The organism is Halovenus salina (genome assembly GCF_026410925.1).
GTDB lineage: Archaea > Halobacteriota > Halobacteria > Halobacteriales > Haloarculaceae > Halovenus > Halovenus salina.
On record NZ_CP112972.1, the window covers coordinates 1,823,585 to 1,838,797 of the forward strand.

The 15,213-nt window shown below is 63.3% G+C and carries 20 protein-coding genes; 7 read left to right on the forward strand and 13 right to left on the reverse strand.

What is annotated here, in order from left to right; genetic code table 11:
* Positions 1-12: 12 nt before the first annotated feature.
* From OSC37_RS09190 to OSC37_RS09200, 3 genes are read left to right on the forward strand one after another with little or no spacing between them, the layout of a single operon-like run.
* Complete coding sequence (locus OSC37_RS09190; RefSeq protein WP_267161172.1) at positions 13-198, forward strand: CbtB domain-containing protein; 186 nt, start codon at positions 13-15, stop codon at positions 196-198.
* A gap of 1 nt (position 199) precedes the next feature.
* The gene (locus OSC37_RS09195) at positions 200-910 is read left to right on the forward strand and encodes a CbtA family protein (RefSeq protein ID WP_267161173.1); all 711 of its coding nucleotides are present in this window, start codon (positions 200-202) and stop codon (positions 908-910) included.
* Between the two features lies 1 nt (position 911).
* On the forward strand, positions 912-1,217 hold the full coding sequence (locus OSC37_RS09200; RefSeq protein WP_267161174.1) for a (2Fe-2S) ferredoxin domain-containing protein: 306 nt from the start codon (positions 912-914) through the stop codon (positions 1,215-1,217).
* 14 nt (positions 1,218-1,231) lie between these two features.
* Here the strand turns inward: OSC37_RS09200 and OSC37_RS09205 are convergent, their stop codons facing one another.
* The 11 genes from OSC37_RS09205 to cbiT are packed head-to-tail and all read right to left on the reverse strand — an operon-like array spanning position 1,232 to position 9,994.
* Positions 1,232-2,446, reverse strand: coding sequence for an outer membrane protein assembly factor BamB family protein (locus OSC37_RS09205; RefSeq protein WP_267161175.1), 1,215 nt, complete (start codon positions 2,444-2,446; stop codon positions 1,232-1,234).
* The gene (locus tag OSC37_RS09210) at positions 2,439-2,810 is read right to left on the reverse strand and encodes a DUF3209 family protein (RefSeq protein WP_267161176.1); all 372 of its coding nucleotides are present in this window, start codon (positions 2,808-2,810) and stop codon (positions 2,439-2,441) included. The genes OSC37_RS09205 and OSC37_RS09210 overlap by 8 nt, the downstream gene beginning before the upstream one ends.
* A gap of 3 nt (positions 2,811-2,813) precedes the next feature.
* A complete protein-coding gene (locus OSC37_RS09215) occupies positions 2,814-4,034 on the reverse strand; it encodes a CbiX/SirB N-terminal domain-containing protein (protein ID WP_267161177.1) in 1,221 nt (406 codons plus the stop codon).
* Positions 4,031-4,729, reverse strand: a complete 699-nt coding sequence (locus OSC37_RS09220; protein WP_267161178.1) for a cobalamin biosynthesis protein — start codon at positions 4,727-4,729, stop codon at positions 4,031-4,033. Before OSC37_RS09220 ends, OSC37_RS09215 begins: the two co-directional genes overlap by 4 nt.
* Positions 4,726-4,965, reverse strand: coding sequence for a ferredoxin (locus OSC37_RS09225; RefSeq protein ID WP_267161179.1), 240 nt, complete (start codon positions 4,963-4,965; stop codon positions 4,726-4,728). Before OSC37_RS09225 ends, OSC37_RS09220 begins: the two co-directional genes overlap by 4 nt.
* Positions 4,955-5,935 carry a precorrin-3B C(17)-methyltransferase gene (gene cobJ, locus OSC37_RS09230; RefSeq protein WP_267161180.1) on the reverse strand — a complete coding sequence of 327 codons (981 nt, stop codon included), beginning with the start codon at positions 5,933-5,935 and terminating at the stop codon, positions 4,955-4,957. Before cobJ ends, OSC37_RS09225 begins: the two co-directional genes overlap by 11 nt.
* 2 nt (positions 5,936-5,937) lie before the next feature.
* Positions 5,938-6,840 (reverse strand): precorrin-3B C(17)-methyltransferase, encoded by a 903-nt coding sequence (locus OSC37_RS09235; protein WP_267161181.1) that lies wholly within the window; start codon positions 6,838-6,840, stop codon positions 5,938-5,940.
* 1 nt (position 6,841) lies between these two features.
* Complete coding sequence (gene cbiG / locus OSC37_RS09240) at positions 6,842-7,825, reverse strand: cobalt-precorrin 5A hydrolase (RefSeq protein ID WP_267161182.1); 984 nt, start codon at positions 7,823-7,825, stop codon at positions 6,842-6,844.
* Between the two features lie 2 nt (positions 7,826-7,827).
* Complete coding sequence (locus OSC37_RS09245; RefSeq protein WP_267161183.1) at positions 7,828-8,712, reverse strand: cobalt-precorrin-4/precorrin-4 C(11)-methyltransferase; 885 nt, start codon at positions 8,710-8,712, stop codon at positions 7,828-7,830.
* Positions 8,709-9,431 (reverse strand): cobalt-factor II C(20)-methyltransferase, encoded by a 723-nt coding sequence (locus OSC37_RS09250; RefSeq protein ID WP_267161184.1) that lies wholly within the window; start codon positions 9,429-9,431, stop codon positions 8,709-8,711. Before OSC37_RS09250 ends, OSC37_RS09245 begins: the two co-directional genes overlap by 4 nt.
* Positions 9,428-9,994, reverse strand: a complete 567-nt coding sequence (cbiT, locus tag OSC37_RS09255; RefSeq protein ID WP_267161185.1) for a precorrin-6Y C5,15-methyltransferase (decarboxylating) subunit CbiT — start codon at positions 9,992-9,994, stop codon at positions 9,428-9,430. Before cbiT ends, OSC37_RS09250 begins: the two co-directional genes overlap by 4 nt.
* Before the next feature lie 147 nt (positions 9,995-10,141).
* Here cbiT and OSC37_RS09260 point away from each other — a divergent pair, with 147 nt between their 5' ends.
* Both OSC37_RS09260 and OSC37_RS09265 read left to right on the forward strand, forming a co-directional pair.
* A complete protein-coding gene (locus tag OSC37_RS09260; RefSeq protein ID WP_267161186.1) occupies positions 10,142-10,960 on the forward strand; it encodes a DUF7839 domain-containing protein in 819 nt (272 codons plus the stop codon).
* A gap of 151 nt (positions 10,961-11,111) precedes the next feature.
* Entirely contained in the window at positions 11,112-12,299 is a 1,188-nt protein-coding gene (locus tag OSC37_RS09265) for a redox-regulated ATPase YchF (protein WP_267161187.1), read from the forward strand.
* A gap of 2 nt (positions 12,300-12,301) precedes the next feature.
* On the opposite strand, the gene OSC37_RS09270 is transcribed toward OSC37_RS09265, so the two are convergent.
* Entirely contained in the window at positions 12,302-12,724 is a 423-nt protein-coding gene (locus OSC37_RS09270; RefSeq protein WP_267161188.1) for a hypothetical protein, read from the reverse strand.
* A gap of 325 nt (positions 12,725-13,049) precedes the next feature.
* On the opposite strand from OSC37_RS09270, the gene OSC37_RS09275 reads away from it, so the two are divergent.
* Both OSC37_RS09275 and OSC37_RS09280 read left to right on the forward strand, forming a co-directional pair.
* Positions 13,050-13,325: a ribbon-helix-helix domain-containing protein gene (locus OSC37_RS09275; protein WP_267161189.1), complete on the forward strand. Its 276-nt coding sequence runs from the start codon at positions 13,050-13,052 to the stop codon at positions 13,323-13,325.
* Complete coding sequence (locus tag OSC37_RS09280) at positions 13,318-13,602, forward strand: type II toxin-antitoxin system RelE family toxin (protein ID WP_267161190.1); 285 nt, start codon at positions 13,318-13,320, stop codon at positions 13,600-13,602. The genes OSC37_RS09275 and OSC37_RS09280 overlap by 8 nt, the downstream gene beginning before the upstream one ends.
* Before the next feature lie 185 nt (positions 13,603-13,787).
* Here OSC37_RS09280 and OSC37_RS09285 read toward each other — a convergent pair whose 3' ends face one another.
* Positions 13,788-15,122 (reverse strand): acyl-CoA thioester hydrolase/BAAT C-terminal domain-containing protein, encoded by a 1,335-nt coding sequence (locus OSC37_RS09285; protein WP_267161191.1) that lies wholly within the window; start codon positions 15,120-15,122, stop codon positions 13,788-13,790.
* Between the last annotated feature and the right edge of the window lie 91 nt (positions 15,123-15,213).

Below are 15,213 nucleotides of genomic sequence, written 5' to 3' on the forward strand. Positions count from 1 at the left end.
ACTCGAATTTCAATGGAGACAACTGAGACTGTTCGAGACCGGATTGGACAGGTGCGAGGAGACGTTTCACCGACTGCGGCGGGCCTGGCGCTCGTGCTCGTGGCAGCGCTCGGGTTCACGTTGCTGTTCTTGCAGGACCCGATGGCACACGACGCGTTGCACAACTTCCGTCACGGCGCTGGCATCACGTGTCACTAAGATGATTTTCGACGCACTCAAACGAGGGGTTGGTGCCGGCGTCGTCGCCGGCGTTGCCTACGGGCTGTTCATGGCGTTCGTAGAGAACCCCCTCATCACGTACATGGAAGAGTTCGGTCACGACCACGGCCACAGTCCCGCTGTCTCGGAGCTAACGACGAATGTCGTGAGCATCGGCAGTGGCGTTCTCTGGGGGATACTGCTGGGGACGGTCTTCGGCGTTGCCTACTACCTGTTCGAGCCGACACTGCCGGGAACACGCGGGTGGCGAGCGGCCGTGCTGGCGGGTGCCGGCTTCCTCACCGTCTCGGGCGTCCCCTGGCTCGGCTTGCCGCCTGCGACCCCGGTGACCGAACAGACGCTCGCGCCCGAGACCCGGCTGGCTGTCTACGCCGGGCTGATGGTCCTCGGTGCGGTACTATGTGCGCTCTCTATCGTCGCGTTCCGGCGGGTTCGCACCCGCGGAACGGTGCTCGCACTCGGTGCCGCGGCGGCCCCGTTCGCACTCGGAATGCTACCGGTCGTGCTCGTCCCAGGCGGACACACCGACGCGCCCGACACGCTCGTCACGACATTTCGGTCGCTGGTTGTGATGAGTCAGCTTGGCCTCTGGGCGCTGATTGCGGCGACGTACACGCGTCTGGACAGAGACGGGCCGGCCGGGCAGTCAGTGAGTGAGGTCAGCGGAGCCTCGCCGGCGACAGGTGACTGAGATGCAACGACGGACCGGCGAGCAACGTGACCGCGACCTGACCTGGGTCCTCGTCTGCACTAACGAGCGTGACTCGGAGTACGCCGCCTGTGGAGGCGTCGGCGGCGAGGACGTGCTCGCGGCGGTCCAGGAGTGGCTTCGGGAGCGCGGACTATTCTGGTCCGAGGCCGCCGTAGTCGAGACTGCCTGTCTCGGTCTCTGTAGCGAGGATGGCACCGCAATTGCGTTTCAACCCCGTGACGAGTGGTTCTCCGACGTGACGCCTGGGGATGTTCCTGCCTTGCTCGCCGAGCAGATAGAAGCGTAGCGCTGTCGTGTAGCCTAAAGGACGCGACGAAGGCAGTAGCGCCCCCGAACGCTGTCGGCGTCGTGGTAGGCAACGGGTTCTTCGATTGCGACAGCAGCGTCACCACCGTCACGGACTGCAACAGCGGTCGCGACACCACGGGTGGCGGTCGAGGCGACAGGACCATCTCTCACGTCGAAGGTGTAGACGCCGTGGACCGACGGGTCCCGCTCGCGGAAGTGCTGGGCGACCGGGACCGCAACGGAGTCGCCCGCCGTCTCGATGCCGTGTGCGAAGCCGCCGGTTTCGGCCTCCCACCTGACGGTACCGTCGGCACCGACGCCGACAGCCGTGTGTTCGTTCGGGTGGCGTTCGTCGGTTTCCCGGCCCTCCTGTGGGTAGGTGTTGCCAGTGAGAAAGAATGCTCCCGAGTCGGTTGCATGGACGTGGTTCGGATAGCTGTAAACCGTCTCCCCGCCTTGCTCGACGGGGCCGCCGAGGTCGACCGCCCAGCGTCGGTCGCCGTCGATGCGGTAGCCGCGGTAGTCGGCGTGACTGACGGCCACGAACCCATCGCCGAGCAACGAGAGGTCGCCACACCGGCGCTGTCCGCCGCCAGGTGGGTCCCAGCGTCCGGCGACCGTGCCGTCCTCGGCGTCGAGAATCCGGACACCGTCGCCGTCGTCACCCGGACACCGGTTGAACGCGACCCCGAGTCGGTCGCCCAGCAGGTCCATCGAGATGGGCGACGCGTCGGTCCGGTGGCGCCACCGTCGTGTCCCGTCGGACTCGAAACAGTAGACGACACTCCGGAACTGCCGCTCGCCGTCAGGGCCACGCTCGTAGCGGCGTGCGAGCGCGTACGCACGGTCGTCCGCACGGAGAACGTCGACCACGAACGGCAGGAAAAACCGACTGTCCTGCTGGGCCGTCCCGATGTCATCGGCTGTCTGGTATCGCCACCGGACCGCGCCGGTCTCCCTGTCGAGACAGCGCACCTCGCCGTCCGGGCCGCGTGTGCCAGCCAGGACGTCGGCAGACGTCCCACTGAGAGAGACGACACTCCCCGAGAGAGAGTCGTCCTGCCAGCGCGGAGCGAGCGTCTCGGCGTCGACCGCGACGAGGCGGCCGTCGTCACAGCCAGCGACGACCGTCCCGTCGGCCCAGCAGACTGCCGACCGGCGACCGAGTTGGCGCGAGCCGTTCGGCGAGAGGTCGCCTAGCGAAACGGTATTGCGGACCTCACTCATCGACCGGGAACGCGTCGTGAAGCGCGTCGTGAGCAGTGCCGAGGTCCGAGAGTAGTCCCTCACCGTGGGTCGTCAGCCGGTCGAGTGACCGCTCGGCGTCCCGAACGGCGACGAGCCGACCACGGAGGTAGTCGTACTCGGGGTCGTCTTCGTCGGCGGCCGCAATCTCCGCTTCGAGGTCGACCAGCGCGGCGTCGAGGTGACGTTGCAGCGCCGAGAGACTGTCGGCGGTGGCGAGCCCCTCGATTGGGCCCTCCATGTGTCCTTCCAGTTCTTTCTCGGCGTGTTCGCGGACCGAACGGTCGGTCGTGCCGAGAACGTTCATCAATCCGAGTCTGAGTGCTTCGATTTCGTGACAGCTCATGTGTTATAGGAGTTGGGTGTCGATGTCTGAGACGATGCGGTCCCGTTCGACGTGGGACGAGACGATGCGCGTGGCGTCATCGGCAGTGACGCCCTGATACCAGACGCCGTCGGGGTAGACGGCGACGTTCGGCCCGTCGCCACACTGGCCCAAACAGGACGTGCGTGTGACGCGGGCGTCACAGTCTCTTGCCTCCTGGCGGAGGCGTTCGAGGACGGCAGGTGCGCCCATCGCTGCACAGGTCTGGTTCGTGCAGACGGCGACGTGTTTGCTCGGCGCGTCGTGAGCGTGTGGCTCGTCGGCAACGTCCTCGCGGTCGGCGTGGCTCTGTTTGTGGGCGAGTGCGCGTAACGTCGCCCGAGCGCCGCCGACATCTTCCTCGTAGCCGTCGAGTTCGACCTTGTACTTGCAGGTGTCACACGACATATCAACGCTGTCGGTTCGTGCTTCCTGCCAGCGGTCACCGAGTACGTCGAGCAGTCGTGTATCGGTCCCGAGTGGGTCGCCAGCCCCGGCAGTGACGTAGGGATACTCCGCGTCGAACTCGGCGGTCTGGTCGCGAACGCGGCCAGTGAGGACGCCGTCGCCGAGCATGTACGGCACGACGACGACAGCGTCCGGGCGGTGTCGCGAGAGGTCGTGTAGCGCGTCGGGAAGTTCCGGCTCGGTGACGCCAACGAATGCTGTCTCAACGCGCGTGAACGCCCGGCCCTCCTGCAGCAGCCGCGAGAGTTTGTGGGCGTCCGCGTTCGCGTCCGGGTCACTCGACCCCCGGGCACAGACGACGACCGCGACATCGTCGCCCCCGCGGTCGACGCCCAGTTCGGCCTCGACATCGCTCACCCGGTCGTCAAGCACGTCGACCATTGCAGGGTGGACGCCGAGGTGTGAGCCGTTGTGAATCGTCACGCCGTCGTGTTCGGCACGCGCCTCCTGGATGATGACTGGGACATCAGTTTTGACGTGGCTCGCCCCGAACAGCGAGAGCTGGACGACCGAAATCGTCGAGACGGTCCCGGCCAGTCCTGCGATTGCATCCGAAATGGAGGGCTCGGCGAGTTCGAGAAAACCCGCGTCGACGGGGAGTCCGAGCCGGTCTTCGAGGGCAGCAGCCAGTTCGCGGACCTGTTCGTTCGAGCGTTCGCGGCGAGAGCCGTGGCCGACCAGCAGGACTGCCTCGTCGTCGAGTGACTCCGGAACCGGTGTGGCTGCCTCGGCGGTCACTCCGAGAGCACCCCCACACTCGCGTCTGTCGCCCGCTCGATTGCCCGCCGGAGTTTCGTCCGTCTGTCGGCCGCATACAGGCCCGAAGACTCGCTGCCGGCGTAGACCCAGCGGGCGAACGCTTCGGTATTGGCCTCGTCGGCGAGGCCGAACCAGTAGCCGCCCGAAGAGGTCTCCTGAATCTCGTCGGTCGGGACGGCAGGCTCGGCGTCGGCGAGCAACGACTGGACTGTCTTCAGGAGACGGTCGTCGTCGTGGACGAACGAGATGCCGACCGTTCCGGCCGACTCCCGGAAACAGACCGTCCCACAGGCCTCGAGCAGCCCGCGAACGAGTTGTGGTCGCTGCTCGCGGAAAGCATCGAAGCGGTAGCCGCCGGGCTGGTCGTCAATCGGGAGGCCAAAGGCCGCACTCGCACGCTCGGCCAGCGTCCCGAAGACCTGTAGCTCGTAGCTGTCCTCGTAGCGGACAATCGAGGCGTCGTGCGCGGACTCTCGGGCTTCGACGCTGTGATTGCGAGTGTCTGCGCCGGCGACCGCTGCGAGTGCGTCGGCCGCCGACTCGTCGCCTGCCCGAACAGTCACACAGCCGTCAGCGAGGTCGCCCTCGCCGGCGACTCGACCCCAGAAGTAGGCCGTCGCTGGCGTGGCTTCGAGCAGGTCGGCCGCCGTCGCCGGCTCTGTTGCGTCGCTCATCGCGACACCTCCGTCACCTCGATTGCGTCGACCGGGCACGCGCTGGCGGCCTGCTGTGCGTCCTCAATAGCGTCGTCCTCGAAAGTGGCCACGAGGGCGTCATCGTCGCCGGGTTCGACACCGTCGAACGTCGCCAGCCCGTCGTCTGCCTCGGCGAACCGGCCGTCCCGGACGAGACAGGCGAAGATGCCGTCGCAGGTCTCGCGGTCAAGCACGACGCGATACTCAGTAGTCATACTTGGATTCGTAGCCCCGGGGCGTTACCATCCGGCCGTCGTGGACGTAGGTGTCCTCGTTGCCGACGACGATTGTCGTGGTCATGTCAACAAGGTCGCTTTCGCCCATCTCTTCGAGGTCGCCGAGGTCGACAATCTCGACCTGTTCGTCTTCGCGGCCCGCGCCGTGGACGATACCGACGGGCGTGTCGGCGTCGCGGTGGCTCAGCAGAATCTCGCAGGCCTTCTGGTAGTTCTCCCGGCGCTTGCGGCTCCAGGGGTTGTAGATGGTGATGGCGAACCCTTCCTTGGCGGCGGCGTGCAGCCGGGACTCGATGGTCGGCATCGGCGTGAGGTGGTCCGACAGCGAGATGCTGACGGTGTCGTTGACCAGTGGTGCACCCAGCCGAGCCGCACAGGACTGGGCCGCCGGCACACCGGGGACGACCTCGAAATCGAGCATCGAGGCGGTCGCACCTTTCGACTCCAGGATTTCGAGCGCCAGCCCCGCGAGGGCGTAGACGTTCGGGTCGCCGCTGCCGATGATTGCGACGTCGTTGCCCGCAAGCGTCCGGTCGACGGCCTCCTCCGTCCGGGAGACCTCGCCACACATCGGTGTGTCGTAGATGTCGTCTGCGTCCTCTGTAATCTCGTCTGGCAGCAACTCGACGTAGGTCGTGTAGCCGACGATGTGCTCGGCCGAAAGCAGTGCTGCTTGCGCCCGCTGGGTCATCCCCTCTGGCGCACCGGGGCCGAGGCCGACGGCGACAAGCTGGCCCGGCTCGGCGTCGAAATCGTCGACGGTCGACTCGACTTTCTCCTCGGTGCTCTCGCTCGCACCGCAACTCGACCCCGTCGAGGACGAGCCGCCACAGCTCGATTCCGTCTCGGTCGTGGTATCGCTCGCACCACAGCTCGATTCGGTACTCGCTTCGGTTGTCTCGCTCGCGCCACAGCTCGATTCTGTCTCGGTGGTGTCGTCTGTGCTCATTGTTAGAAATCGTCGACGTCACGCCCGCCACGCGGGGTGACGAGGAACTCGCGGTAGTCGTTTGCCCATACTTCGGTCTCGTGGTTGCCGACCAGAATGGACGTGCCCATCCCGCCGACTTTCTCGTCGTGGTCTGTCGCCGCCCCCAGCGTCGTGATGGTGTGTGTCTCGTCGTCGAGGTTCCTGCCGGCCTCGCCGCGGCCCGCGTCGTTGATGATAGCGACTGGAACGTCGTCTGCGCGCTCCTCACGGAGGACCTCGATTGCACGCTCGTAGTCCCGCCAGCAGTTGTACAACACAACGACGAATCCGCTGATTGCGGCAGCCCGGAGTTTCTCCTCGATTTCCTCCCAGCCGCGCCACTTGTCCGACAGCGAGACGGTACAGAAATCGTTCGACAACGGCGCGCCGACGTTTGCTGCACCACCAAGCGCCGCGGTGACGCCGGGGACAATTTCGACCGGCACGTCGGTCGCACCGTCTTCTTCGGCCATCGTGAACAGGAGATCGGATTTCCCGTAGACGTTCGGGTCGCCGCCCGAGACGTGTGCAACATCCTGGCCGTCACGGACGCGCTCGAAGGCCTCGCGGGCGAGTTCGACCTGCCGACCCATCGACGAGCGGACCAGCGCCTGCTGGCTCCCGTCCGGGCGTTCGAGAAGTGTGGCGTCCTCGCCCTCGGAAGTGACCGCCGCGCCGCCGTCGGCGGCGGCCTCGATTTCGGCACTCTCGGGCGGGAGCGTGCCGTCCTTGCGGAGGAACTCCTGATAGAGGTTCGAGGCGATGATGCAGTCGGCAGTCGAGATGACGTCTTTCGCACGCTGTGTCATCTCGTGTGGGAGGCCGGGACCGATGCCGACGACGTAGAGCGTTCCGTGGTCGTCTGCGGGCGACTCACCGGCCATCTTACCGCCCCACCGCCACGGTCACGGCGTCGTCGAAGCGTTCTTTCTCACGAAGGAGGTCGTGCTCGCGGCCACCGGCAATAGCCGAGGCCTCGGCGATGCCCGGCCAGCCGATGAGTTCCTTCGAGCGCGACGGCGATGGGCCCTCGTGCTCTTCGAGTGTCTCCTTCTCGAAGAGGACGACACCAGCATCTATCTGCTCTGCGGCCTCGTAGAGCCCCTCCTCGCCTTCCTTGCGGGTTCCCGTGGCGACGAAATCGACGTCCGAGAAATCGAGATCCACGTCGGCAAGTGCGGCCTCCCAGGCATCGAGCACCTGCTCGGTGTCGACGCCGGAGACAGTGCCGGTTCCCAGTACCACGCCCTCGTCTTTGTTCCGTTTGAGGACGGTCACATCGTCGCCGACCACAACCGCTCGGGGGCCGTCGAGACGGACGACCGGGCCGAGTTCCTCGTTGAGGACGGCGAGGTTGGTCGCCACCGTCGAGTCGCCGTTGACGACGTGTGTATCGAGCGCCTTGGCCTTGCTCTCGACGCCCTGTTTGCCCGCTGCTTCGCTGGCGGTCGTCATCGCGGGGACCGCCCCCAGTTCCGCCAGGTCGTTGGCGACCTGGTTGGCACCGTGGTGGCCGCCCGTGAGCGGGATGGCCCAGGTGAGTTCCTCGTCGATGACGACGACCGCGGGGTCGTCCCACTTGTCGTCGAGCAGTGGTGCGGTCTTGCGCATCGCGATACCGCTGGCCATCAGGCCGACGAAACAGTCGTACTCTCCCCAGTACTCCTCGAAGACGTCACCGTGGTACTCCAGCACGTCGATTTGCTCGTAGGCCGACCCGATGCCGTCGACAATCTCCTCGGCCGTCTCCATCTTTCGCTCGAAGGCAATAATGGCTATTTCCTCTGCCACTTCCCCGTCGGAGTCGGGGGTCGAACAGTGGCCGCTCGATTCGTCGGTCTCGTCGGTGGTGGATGTCTCAGAACTCATTGTTAGTCGTCTGCCTCCCCTTCGGCGTCTCGGTTCGCCCAGCCGTCGTAGAGATAGGAGCGCTCGTAGCCAGCTTTCCGCGCGGCGTCGCCAATCATGACCAGCGCAGAGGCCCGGTAGCCCGCCGCCTCGACCCGGTCGCCGATGGTCGCAATCGTTCCCTCGATAACGTCCTCGTCGGGCCAGGAGGCGTGATAGACCGCCGTAACGGGAGTGTCGGGGTCGTGTCCAGCGTCGAGCAGTCGGTCCATCGTCTCGGCGACAGCGTGGGTACCGAGGTAGATACAGGTCGTCACGTCGCCCATCTCGACGAACTCGCTGATGTGGTCGTCCTCGGGGTCGAGAGTCTTCCCCTGCGGCCGAGTGAAGGCGACGTGGTTGGAAACGCCGTTGAGCGTGAGCTGTGTTCGTAGCGTCGCGCTGGCGGCAAAGGCCGACGTGACGCCCGGGACGATGTAGGTCGGAACGCCCTCGTGTTCGAGTGCGTCCATCTGTTCGAGTGCCGCGCCGTAGATTGCGGGGTCGCCGCTGTGGAGGCGGACGACGCGGCGGCCGTCCTCGTATGCGTCCCGCATCAGCGGCACCAGTTCTTCGAGGTCCTTGCCAATGCTCGACACCTGCTCGGCCTCGGCGCAGTAGGCATCCAGCAGTTCGCTGTTGACCAGCGAGCCCGCGTGAACGACGAGGTCGGCGCTCTCGACGAGGTCCCGACCGGTCACCGTCAGCAGTCCGGGGTCGCCGGGACCCGCACCGATAAACGGAATTCCCTCCTGGACCTCACCGGCGGTGCGGTCGTGGATGCGAGTGTCTCGCTCGCGGGCCGTCTCGGTGTCGATAGCCGCCTGTGGGCTGACAGACGTTTCGTCGCCGTCCGGTGAATCGCTCATCGAGACGACACCTCCGTCGGGGTCTGTCCTGCTACGTCGGTTTCGAAGGCGGCGGTAGCCGGTTCAGCCCCAGCGTCGGGTTTCTCCGCGTACGCGAGCGTGTAGTAATCTCGCTCGGCCAACTCATCGGGGTCGTCGGTCACGACCGTCTCACCCTGTTCCATGTAGAGCCGCCGGCCGTACCACACCTCGTAGCCTGCATCGACAAGCTGTTCGTGGGTCGCCGGCGCGTCGGTGACCTTGAACAGGACGAGCTGGTCAGGTTCGGTCGGCAGGTCACCGTTTGCCTCGTGGAGGGTGAGACTCGACCCGGCCCGGATTTCGACGCCGAGTGTCGTCGTGAACGCCGAGACCGCACTCACACCAGGGACCGTTTCGAGTTCCACATCCGGGTGGAAGGCAGCGAGCGTCCGCCGGAGGTGCCCGAACGTCGAGTAGACGTTCGGGTCCCCGAGCGTGACGAAGGCGACAGTTCCCTCGCGGGCCTGTGGCGCAATCTCGGCGGCGGCCTCTTTCCAGGCTCGCCGGAGTTCCTCCTCGTCGCGGGTCATCGGGAAGTCCACATCGCCGATTCGGCTCTCTGGGACGTACTCGGTCGCGACCGTCCGGGAGAGTCGCCCCGGCGAGTAGACGACATCCGCAGCCTCCAGTACCTCGCGGCCGCGGACGGTTACGAGACCGGCGTCGCCAGGGCCAAGCCCGACACCGTAGAGCGTCACCGGTCTCCCCCTCCGTCAGCGTCGTCGGCACCGCCGACCAGCATGTACACCGGGTTGTCGGAGTTGAAGCTGGTCGCGCCGGCGAGTTCGTAGCCGTGACTGACTTGGAACTGGACGACCTCGTCGAGCAGGCCTCGCTCGCGAAACGCTGTCGTCGCCTGCCCGGCGACCTCCAGGCGCGAGACGTTCATCACGACGCGGTCGACACCGGTCTCGGCGGCGAAATCGAGCACCTCCTCGTAGTTGCGACTGCCGCCGAGAAAGAGCGCATCGGCGTCGCCCGGCAGTCCGTCGGGTGCCTCCGTCGCCCGGAGGTCGATTTCCGCGCTGGTCTCGTTGACCGCGAGATTCGCCTCGGTCACGTCGAGTCGGTCCGCCTTCCGTTCGATTGCAGTGACTCGACCGGCGCGCCGTGCTGCCTCGATGGTGACAGCACCCGTACAGGAGCCGACCTCGACGAAGTGGTCGGTTTCTCCGAGGTCGAGTTTTCCAAGCAGGACCGCCCTGACCTCCGGCTTGGTCGGCCCCGCCTTGGCGTCGTTCGGGAGCGAAATAGACATCATCGTATACAACTGACGTAGAACGTAAAACAATTTTGGTTGTATTAAGAAAACTGCATTTGTTGATTCGGGCAGAACAGGCGTAAAAAATGACAGTACCGCTTGGATTAAAGCAAAAGTACTTGCATTCAGGGCTGTGAGAATCAGGAAATGGCGTCAGATGGAGACGAGACGGACGAGGCCAACGTCCTCCAGAGCAAGCGGAACGCGACCACGTATCAGATTCTCGTCGAAATCGCGAAGCGACAGCCGGCGGTCAGCCAGCAGGAGATAGCCGACGAAATCGGCATCACGGCACAGGCAGTCAGTGATTATCTACAGGAACTGGTGTCACGCGGCTACGTCGATAAGCAGGGACGAGGACGCTACGAGGCAACCAAACAGGGTATCGACTGGCTCATCTCCCAGACTGATACGTTGCGGGAGTTTGTCGAGCACGTCTCCGAGGACGTCCTCGACAACGTGGGCGTCGAGACGGCGATTGCGACGACAGGTATCGAGGAGGGAGAGACGATCTCGCTGACGATGCGCGACGGGATCCTTCACGCGATAGCCGGCGAGACAAACAGCGCAACCGCAGTTGCGGTCACGGACGCTACTGCCGGACAGGACGTCGGCGTCACGAACTTCGAGGGCGTCATCGACTACGACCTCGGAACGGTGACCGTTGTCTCGGTCCCACCCGTTCACGATGGCGGGAGCGCAGCGGTCGACGCAGGTCTGGTTGCCGATCTCGCCGACGATCACGACCTTACGGCGGTCGACACACCGGAGGGACTGGCCGCCCTGCGTGCTGCCGACCTGACCCCCGACATCCAGTTCGGGACCGCCAGCGCTGTCCAGGAAGCGGCGACCAAGGGACTCGATGTGCTCTTGCTCGTTGCCAGCACCAAACTCTCGACACACACGGATACGTTCCGCGAGCACAACATCAGCTACGAGGTCATCGACGCTGTCAGCGAAGTGTGAGGGTCTGTTCGTGTCCGTCGTGTGTTTGGTCTCTGACTGCTTTCGGTCGCCCACTTGACCGAGAGCCATAACAGCGCGTGCCGATGGGCCACAGGACACACAGCGGCTGCGGTTAGAAACCCGTTTAGGCTCCCGACCGCTCACCCCGATAATGAGCTATCGCATCGGTCTCGTCGGCAAACCCTCGGTGGGTAAGTCGACGCTGTTCAACGCTGCGACGATGAACGATGTACCGGAGGGTGCGTTTCCGTTCACCACAATCGACCCAAGCATCGGCGAAGCCTACGTCCGGACGGAGTGTGCCGCCCCGGAGTTCGACAACACCTGTGAGCCGTCGGTCGGCGACTGCAAGGAGGGAACCCGCTTTGTCCCGATCAAGCTGGTCGATATCGCCGGTCTCGTTCCCGGTGCCCACGAAGGAAAAGGACTTGGTAACCAGTTTCTCACCGACCTGAACGAGACCGACGCCCTGATTCACGTCGTTGATTTCTCGGGGACCACCGACAGCGAGGGCGAGACCACCGAGGGCCATGATCCCCGCGAGGATATCGACTTCCTCGAAGACGAACTCGACGCGTGGTATCTCGACATCTTGGAGAAAGGCATCGAGCGCTACGAGAGCAAACAGCTCTCTGATCCCGACCCGGAGGATATCCTGGCCGAACAGCTCTCGGCGTTTGGCATCTCGGCGGCCGAAATCAAACAGGTCATCCTCGCCGAGGGGTACGAGGTTACGCCAACGGAGTGGGAGACAGACGCCAGAGAGACACTCGCCCGTGCCATCCGCAAGCGGACGAAGCCGATGGTCATCGCGGCAAACAAGATGGACACGCCCGAGGCCCAAGAGAACTGGGCGGAGATTACGACCGACCCCGACTACGAGCATCTCTCATTCGTCCCGGCCTCGGCACACGCAGAGAAGGCGCTGAAAAACGCGGACGAACAGGGCGCAATCGAGTACGTTCCAGGTGACGACGACTTCGAGATTACCGCCGAGTTGCCCGACGAGAAGGCAGCCGGCCTCGAACAGATTCGGACGTTCATCGGAGAGTTCGGCGGGGCCGGCGTCCAGCGCGCGCTCGAAGAGGCCGTCTTCGACGTGCTGGGACTGAAGGCTGTCTTCCCCGGCTCGGCCTCGGGCAACTGGTCGGAGGGGCCGTTCCGTGACTGCTTTTTGCTTCCCGGGGACGCGACCGCCGAAGAGTTCGCCTACCACCTGCACTCGGATATCGGCGACGGCTTCCTGCACGGCATCGACTGTCGAACAGACCGACAGGTCGGAGCCGATACGGTGCTTGACCACCGCGATGTCGTCGAAGTCATCTCGACGAATCAGTGACGCTACTCGCCCAACAATGACTCCACCAGCTCTCCTATCGGCTGTTCTGTCTCGGTCGGCACCCCCTCGAACAGCGAAACCTCGTCGAGCGCGAACGAGACCAGCTGTGGCAACACGAGCGACAGGACAGCCAGAAAGGCGAGCGTGAACACAATCTGTGCGACAATCGACGGGAGATACCGGAGAACAAGGAGTGCGAGCGCGCCGAGAACAACCGCGAGAAGCGCGGTACCGACGGTGAGGCCGAGTAGCGAGGCAATCTCACCGGTCGTCAGGTCGTCTGTCCCAGAGACCAGTAAGACGGTGACGCTGCCGGCAAACAGCCCCCAGAGCCCCAAACCGACGGCCCGGAGCCGTCGTCTGCGCACCTGGGTGCGCCTGTCTGCAGGAACCTGTTCTGGGTCGATATCCCACGGCCCCGTCATTCAGTAACAAATTCGTTCTGAATGATAATATATCCAACGGCCAAAAAGAGAGCGCAGGGCAGCCACCGGAAACCAATGGGCAGTCAGTAGTGGATACTCTCGCCTTTCGCGCCCTTGACGGCCTCGTGGACGGCCTCGGAGAAGATGGGTGGATATTCGAGTGCCTATTCCTCTGGCCAGGCAAGTAGTGTGGGTTCATGCTACAATTTATGCTCGGTGGCGCCACGACTTCCTATCGATCAGAGTGAGAAACACAAGAGACAGTGTGACCGATAATCTCAGTCGAGGACGAACACTTATTGCCCAAAGAGTGTAATACATTTGTATGTCTGATGCAGATACAAACGACAGTGGTGGACCAGAAAAAACCAATATTAATATCCGGGTGACAGAGACCTTGCTGGACGATATCGACGCGACGTGGGCGGACGAAGGATTCAACAACCGAAGCGAGTTCATCCGCGAGGCACTCCGGGATGCCGTCCGGCATCCAGAACTGACACGCGAAAGCTGGAAGGAGATTGCGGCCGTCGAGCACGCCCGTCGAACGGGAGAGAGCGAAACGTTCTCCCGCGACGAGTTGCTGAGCGACGATGAATAACGAGGAGTGGACATGGCAGTTCCGGACGCCTGCCAAACGAACGTACGATGACCTTGACGAGCACGCTCAACGCCGGATTACCGATAAGTTAGACGAAATCATCAACGACCGATGGCGAGCGCCAGACGACTATCTCGAACCGCTGACTGGCGCACCTCACTCGAAACTCCACATCGGCCAATTTCGTCTCGGTGCGGAGTGCAATCACGACGCGAAAATCTTGGATATCTATACAATTGAACAGCGTGGCGGAGCCTACAAACCGGGTGACGATTGAAGACAACTATTTCCCATACTCAGGCCCTCCACACAATGTTATCCGTCTTTTGTACCGCCTGTGATGGGTTCTTATAGTTCGAAGAGGCCGTTTCTATCTACTTCCTGACCTGAAACGGGCGTATACATCAGAGGATGATTCTATGACTGTTCTCACTCCGATGACCGACAAGAGTGAGTGCCTACTCAATTGAGCGTCGACAGCGTATCAAGGACTTCAGGCCAATGTTCGTGACTTGCGACTGCGTGACCTGTCAGAGTTCCACTCCCGAGTGCACCGGTAAGCGGGATGTACGGTGGGCGGATGAAGTGTCCTGCCTCCTCGTAGACGAGGTGGTCGACGGTTGCGTTATTATCTTCTTCGAGCCGGTCTGCTGCAATTTGCTGTAACTCGACTGACGACCAGAGTGAGTCCTCTGTTCCAGAAACCAGCAAGACGCGACTGTCGATTTCTTCGACAGGTATCGTGGCACGCTCTTTTGTCTCCGAGTCGGCTGCCTGGTACGCCGCCATGTAGACTCCCCCCGTCCCGCTAACTGAGATATACGGAACTGCCTCCCCGCCGTGTGACCAGCTAGAGCTGCCGTTGAATGACTGTCCCCTCAGCCCTTCAAAAACAACTCCGCTCCCGGCGATGGAGACAACCGGTCCGAACAGGTCGTACGTACTGGCTGCTAGTAAGGCCAACTCGCCTCCTTTTGATGCTCCATACAGGCCGACTTGACTTCCGTCAACCGTCCTGTAGTCCCGAATCCACTCCCCGGCTGTCTCAACGTATTCGAGTGGGACCTCAGCTAGTGTCTCCGGCAATCCCTCTGCACCGAAGTATTCGAGTGCAAACGCGGTGTATCCGTGTCTGGCAAACATGGCTGCACGCTCTGTCATTGCTCTTCCGCCTGACCCATGTAAGAGCAGGACAGCAGGCCCTGTCTCCTGGTCGACCGGTTCGTACACATAGCCGCTGAGATTCGGATGGTCCGGTTCGATTGCAGATGATGTTTCGGCAATCGTCCTGGATACGCGTGTCCTCCCCAGCGTTTCGTCTTGGGTTTCGATACGGTAGGTCGGCGTACTTTCCTCGGGAAAGGAGTACGAGTCTCGCGACGCGGGGACAGCAAACTGAATAAGGGCCAGAGGTAGTGGAACATCCAAATCCTGCGGTACTGTCCCGTATCTGTAGTCACCGACCAGGGCGGCGTCGCTCAGGCTAATCTCCCCATCGTCGGTTCGAATCGTGGCTCTGCTTTCGAAACGCGTTCCTTGGCTGTCCTCAGTTTCGAACACAATATCGACAGTCGTCTGCGGTGGCAACCCCTCGACGGCGATGTCGAACTGTTCGTCTCTCCGGACGCTCTCAGGATGGGAGAAAACCAACTCAGGCGACTCAGAAGCCGTTTCTTGGTTGTTGCTCTCACTGTTAGTCTCCGTACCATTGCCCTCGTCGTCTGGCTTCTCGGTGCTCTCCGTGGCAGTAGCCAGACCCTCATCGTCGCTTTGCTCTTGTGTCCCACAGCCTGACATCAAAGCCGTCAAGCCGCTTCCAATCCCTGCAAGGACCTCCCGTCTACCTGCATGTCGCCCATCTGCCATTGGTTGTTGTCTGGTATCGTAT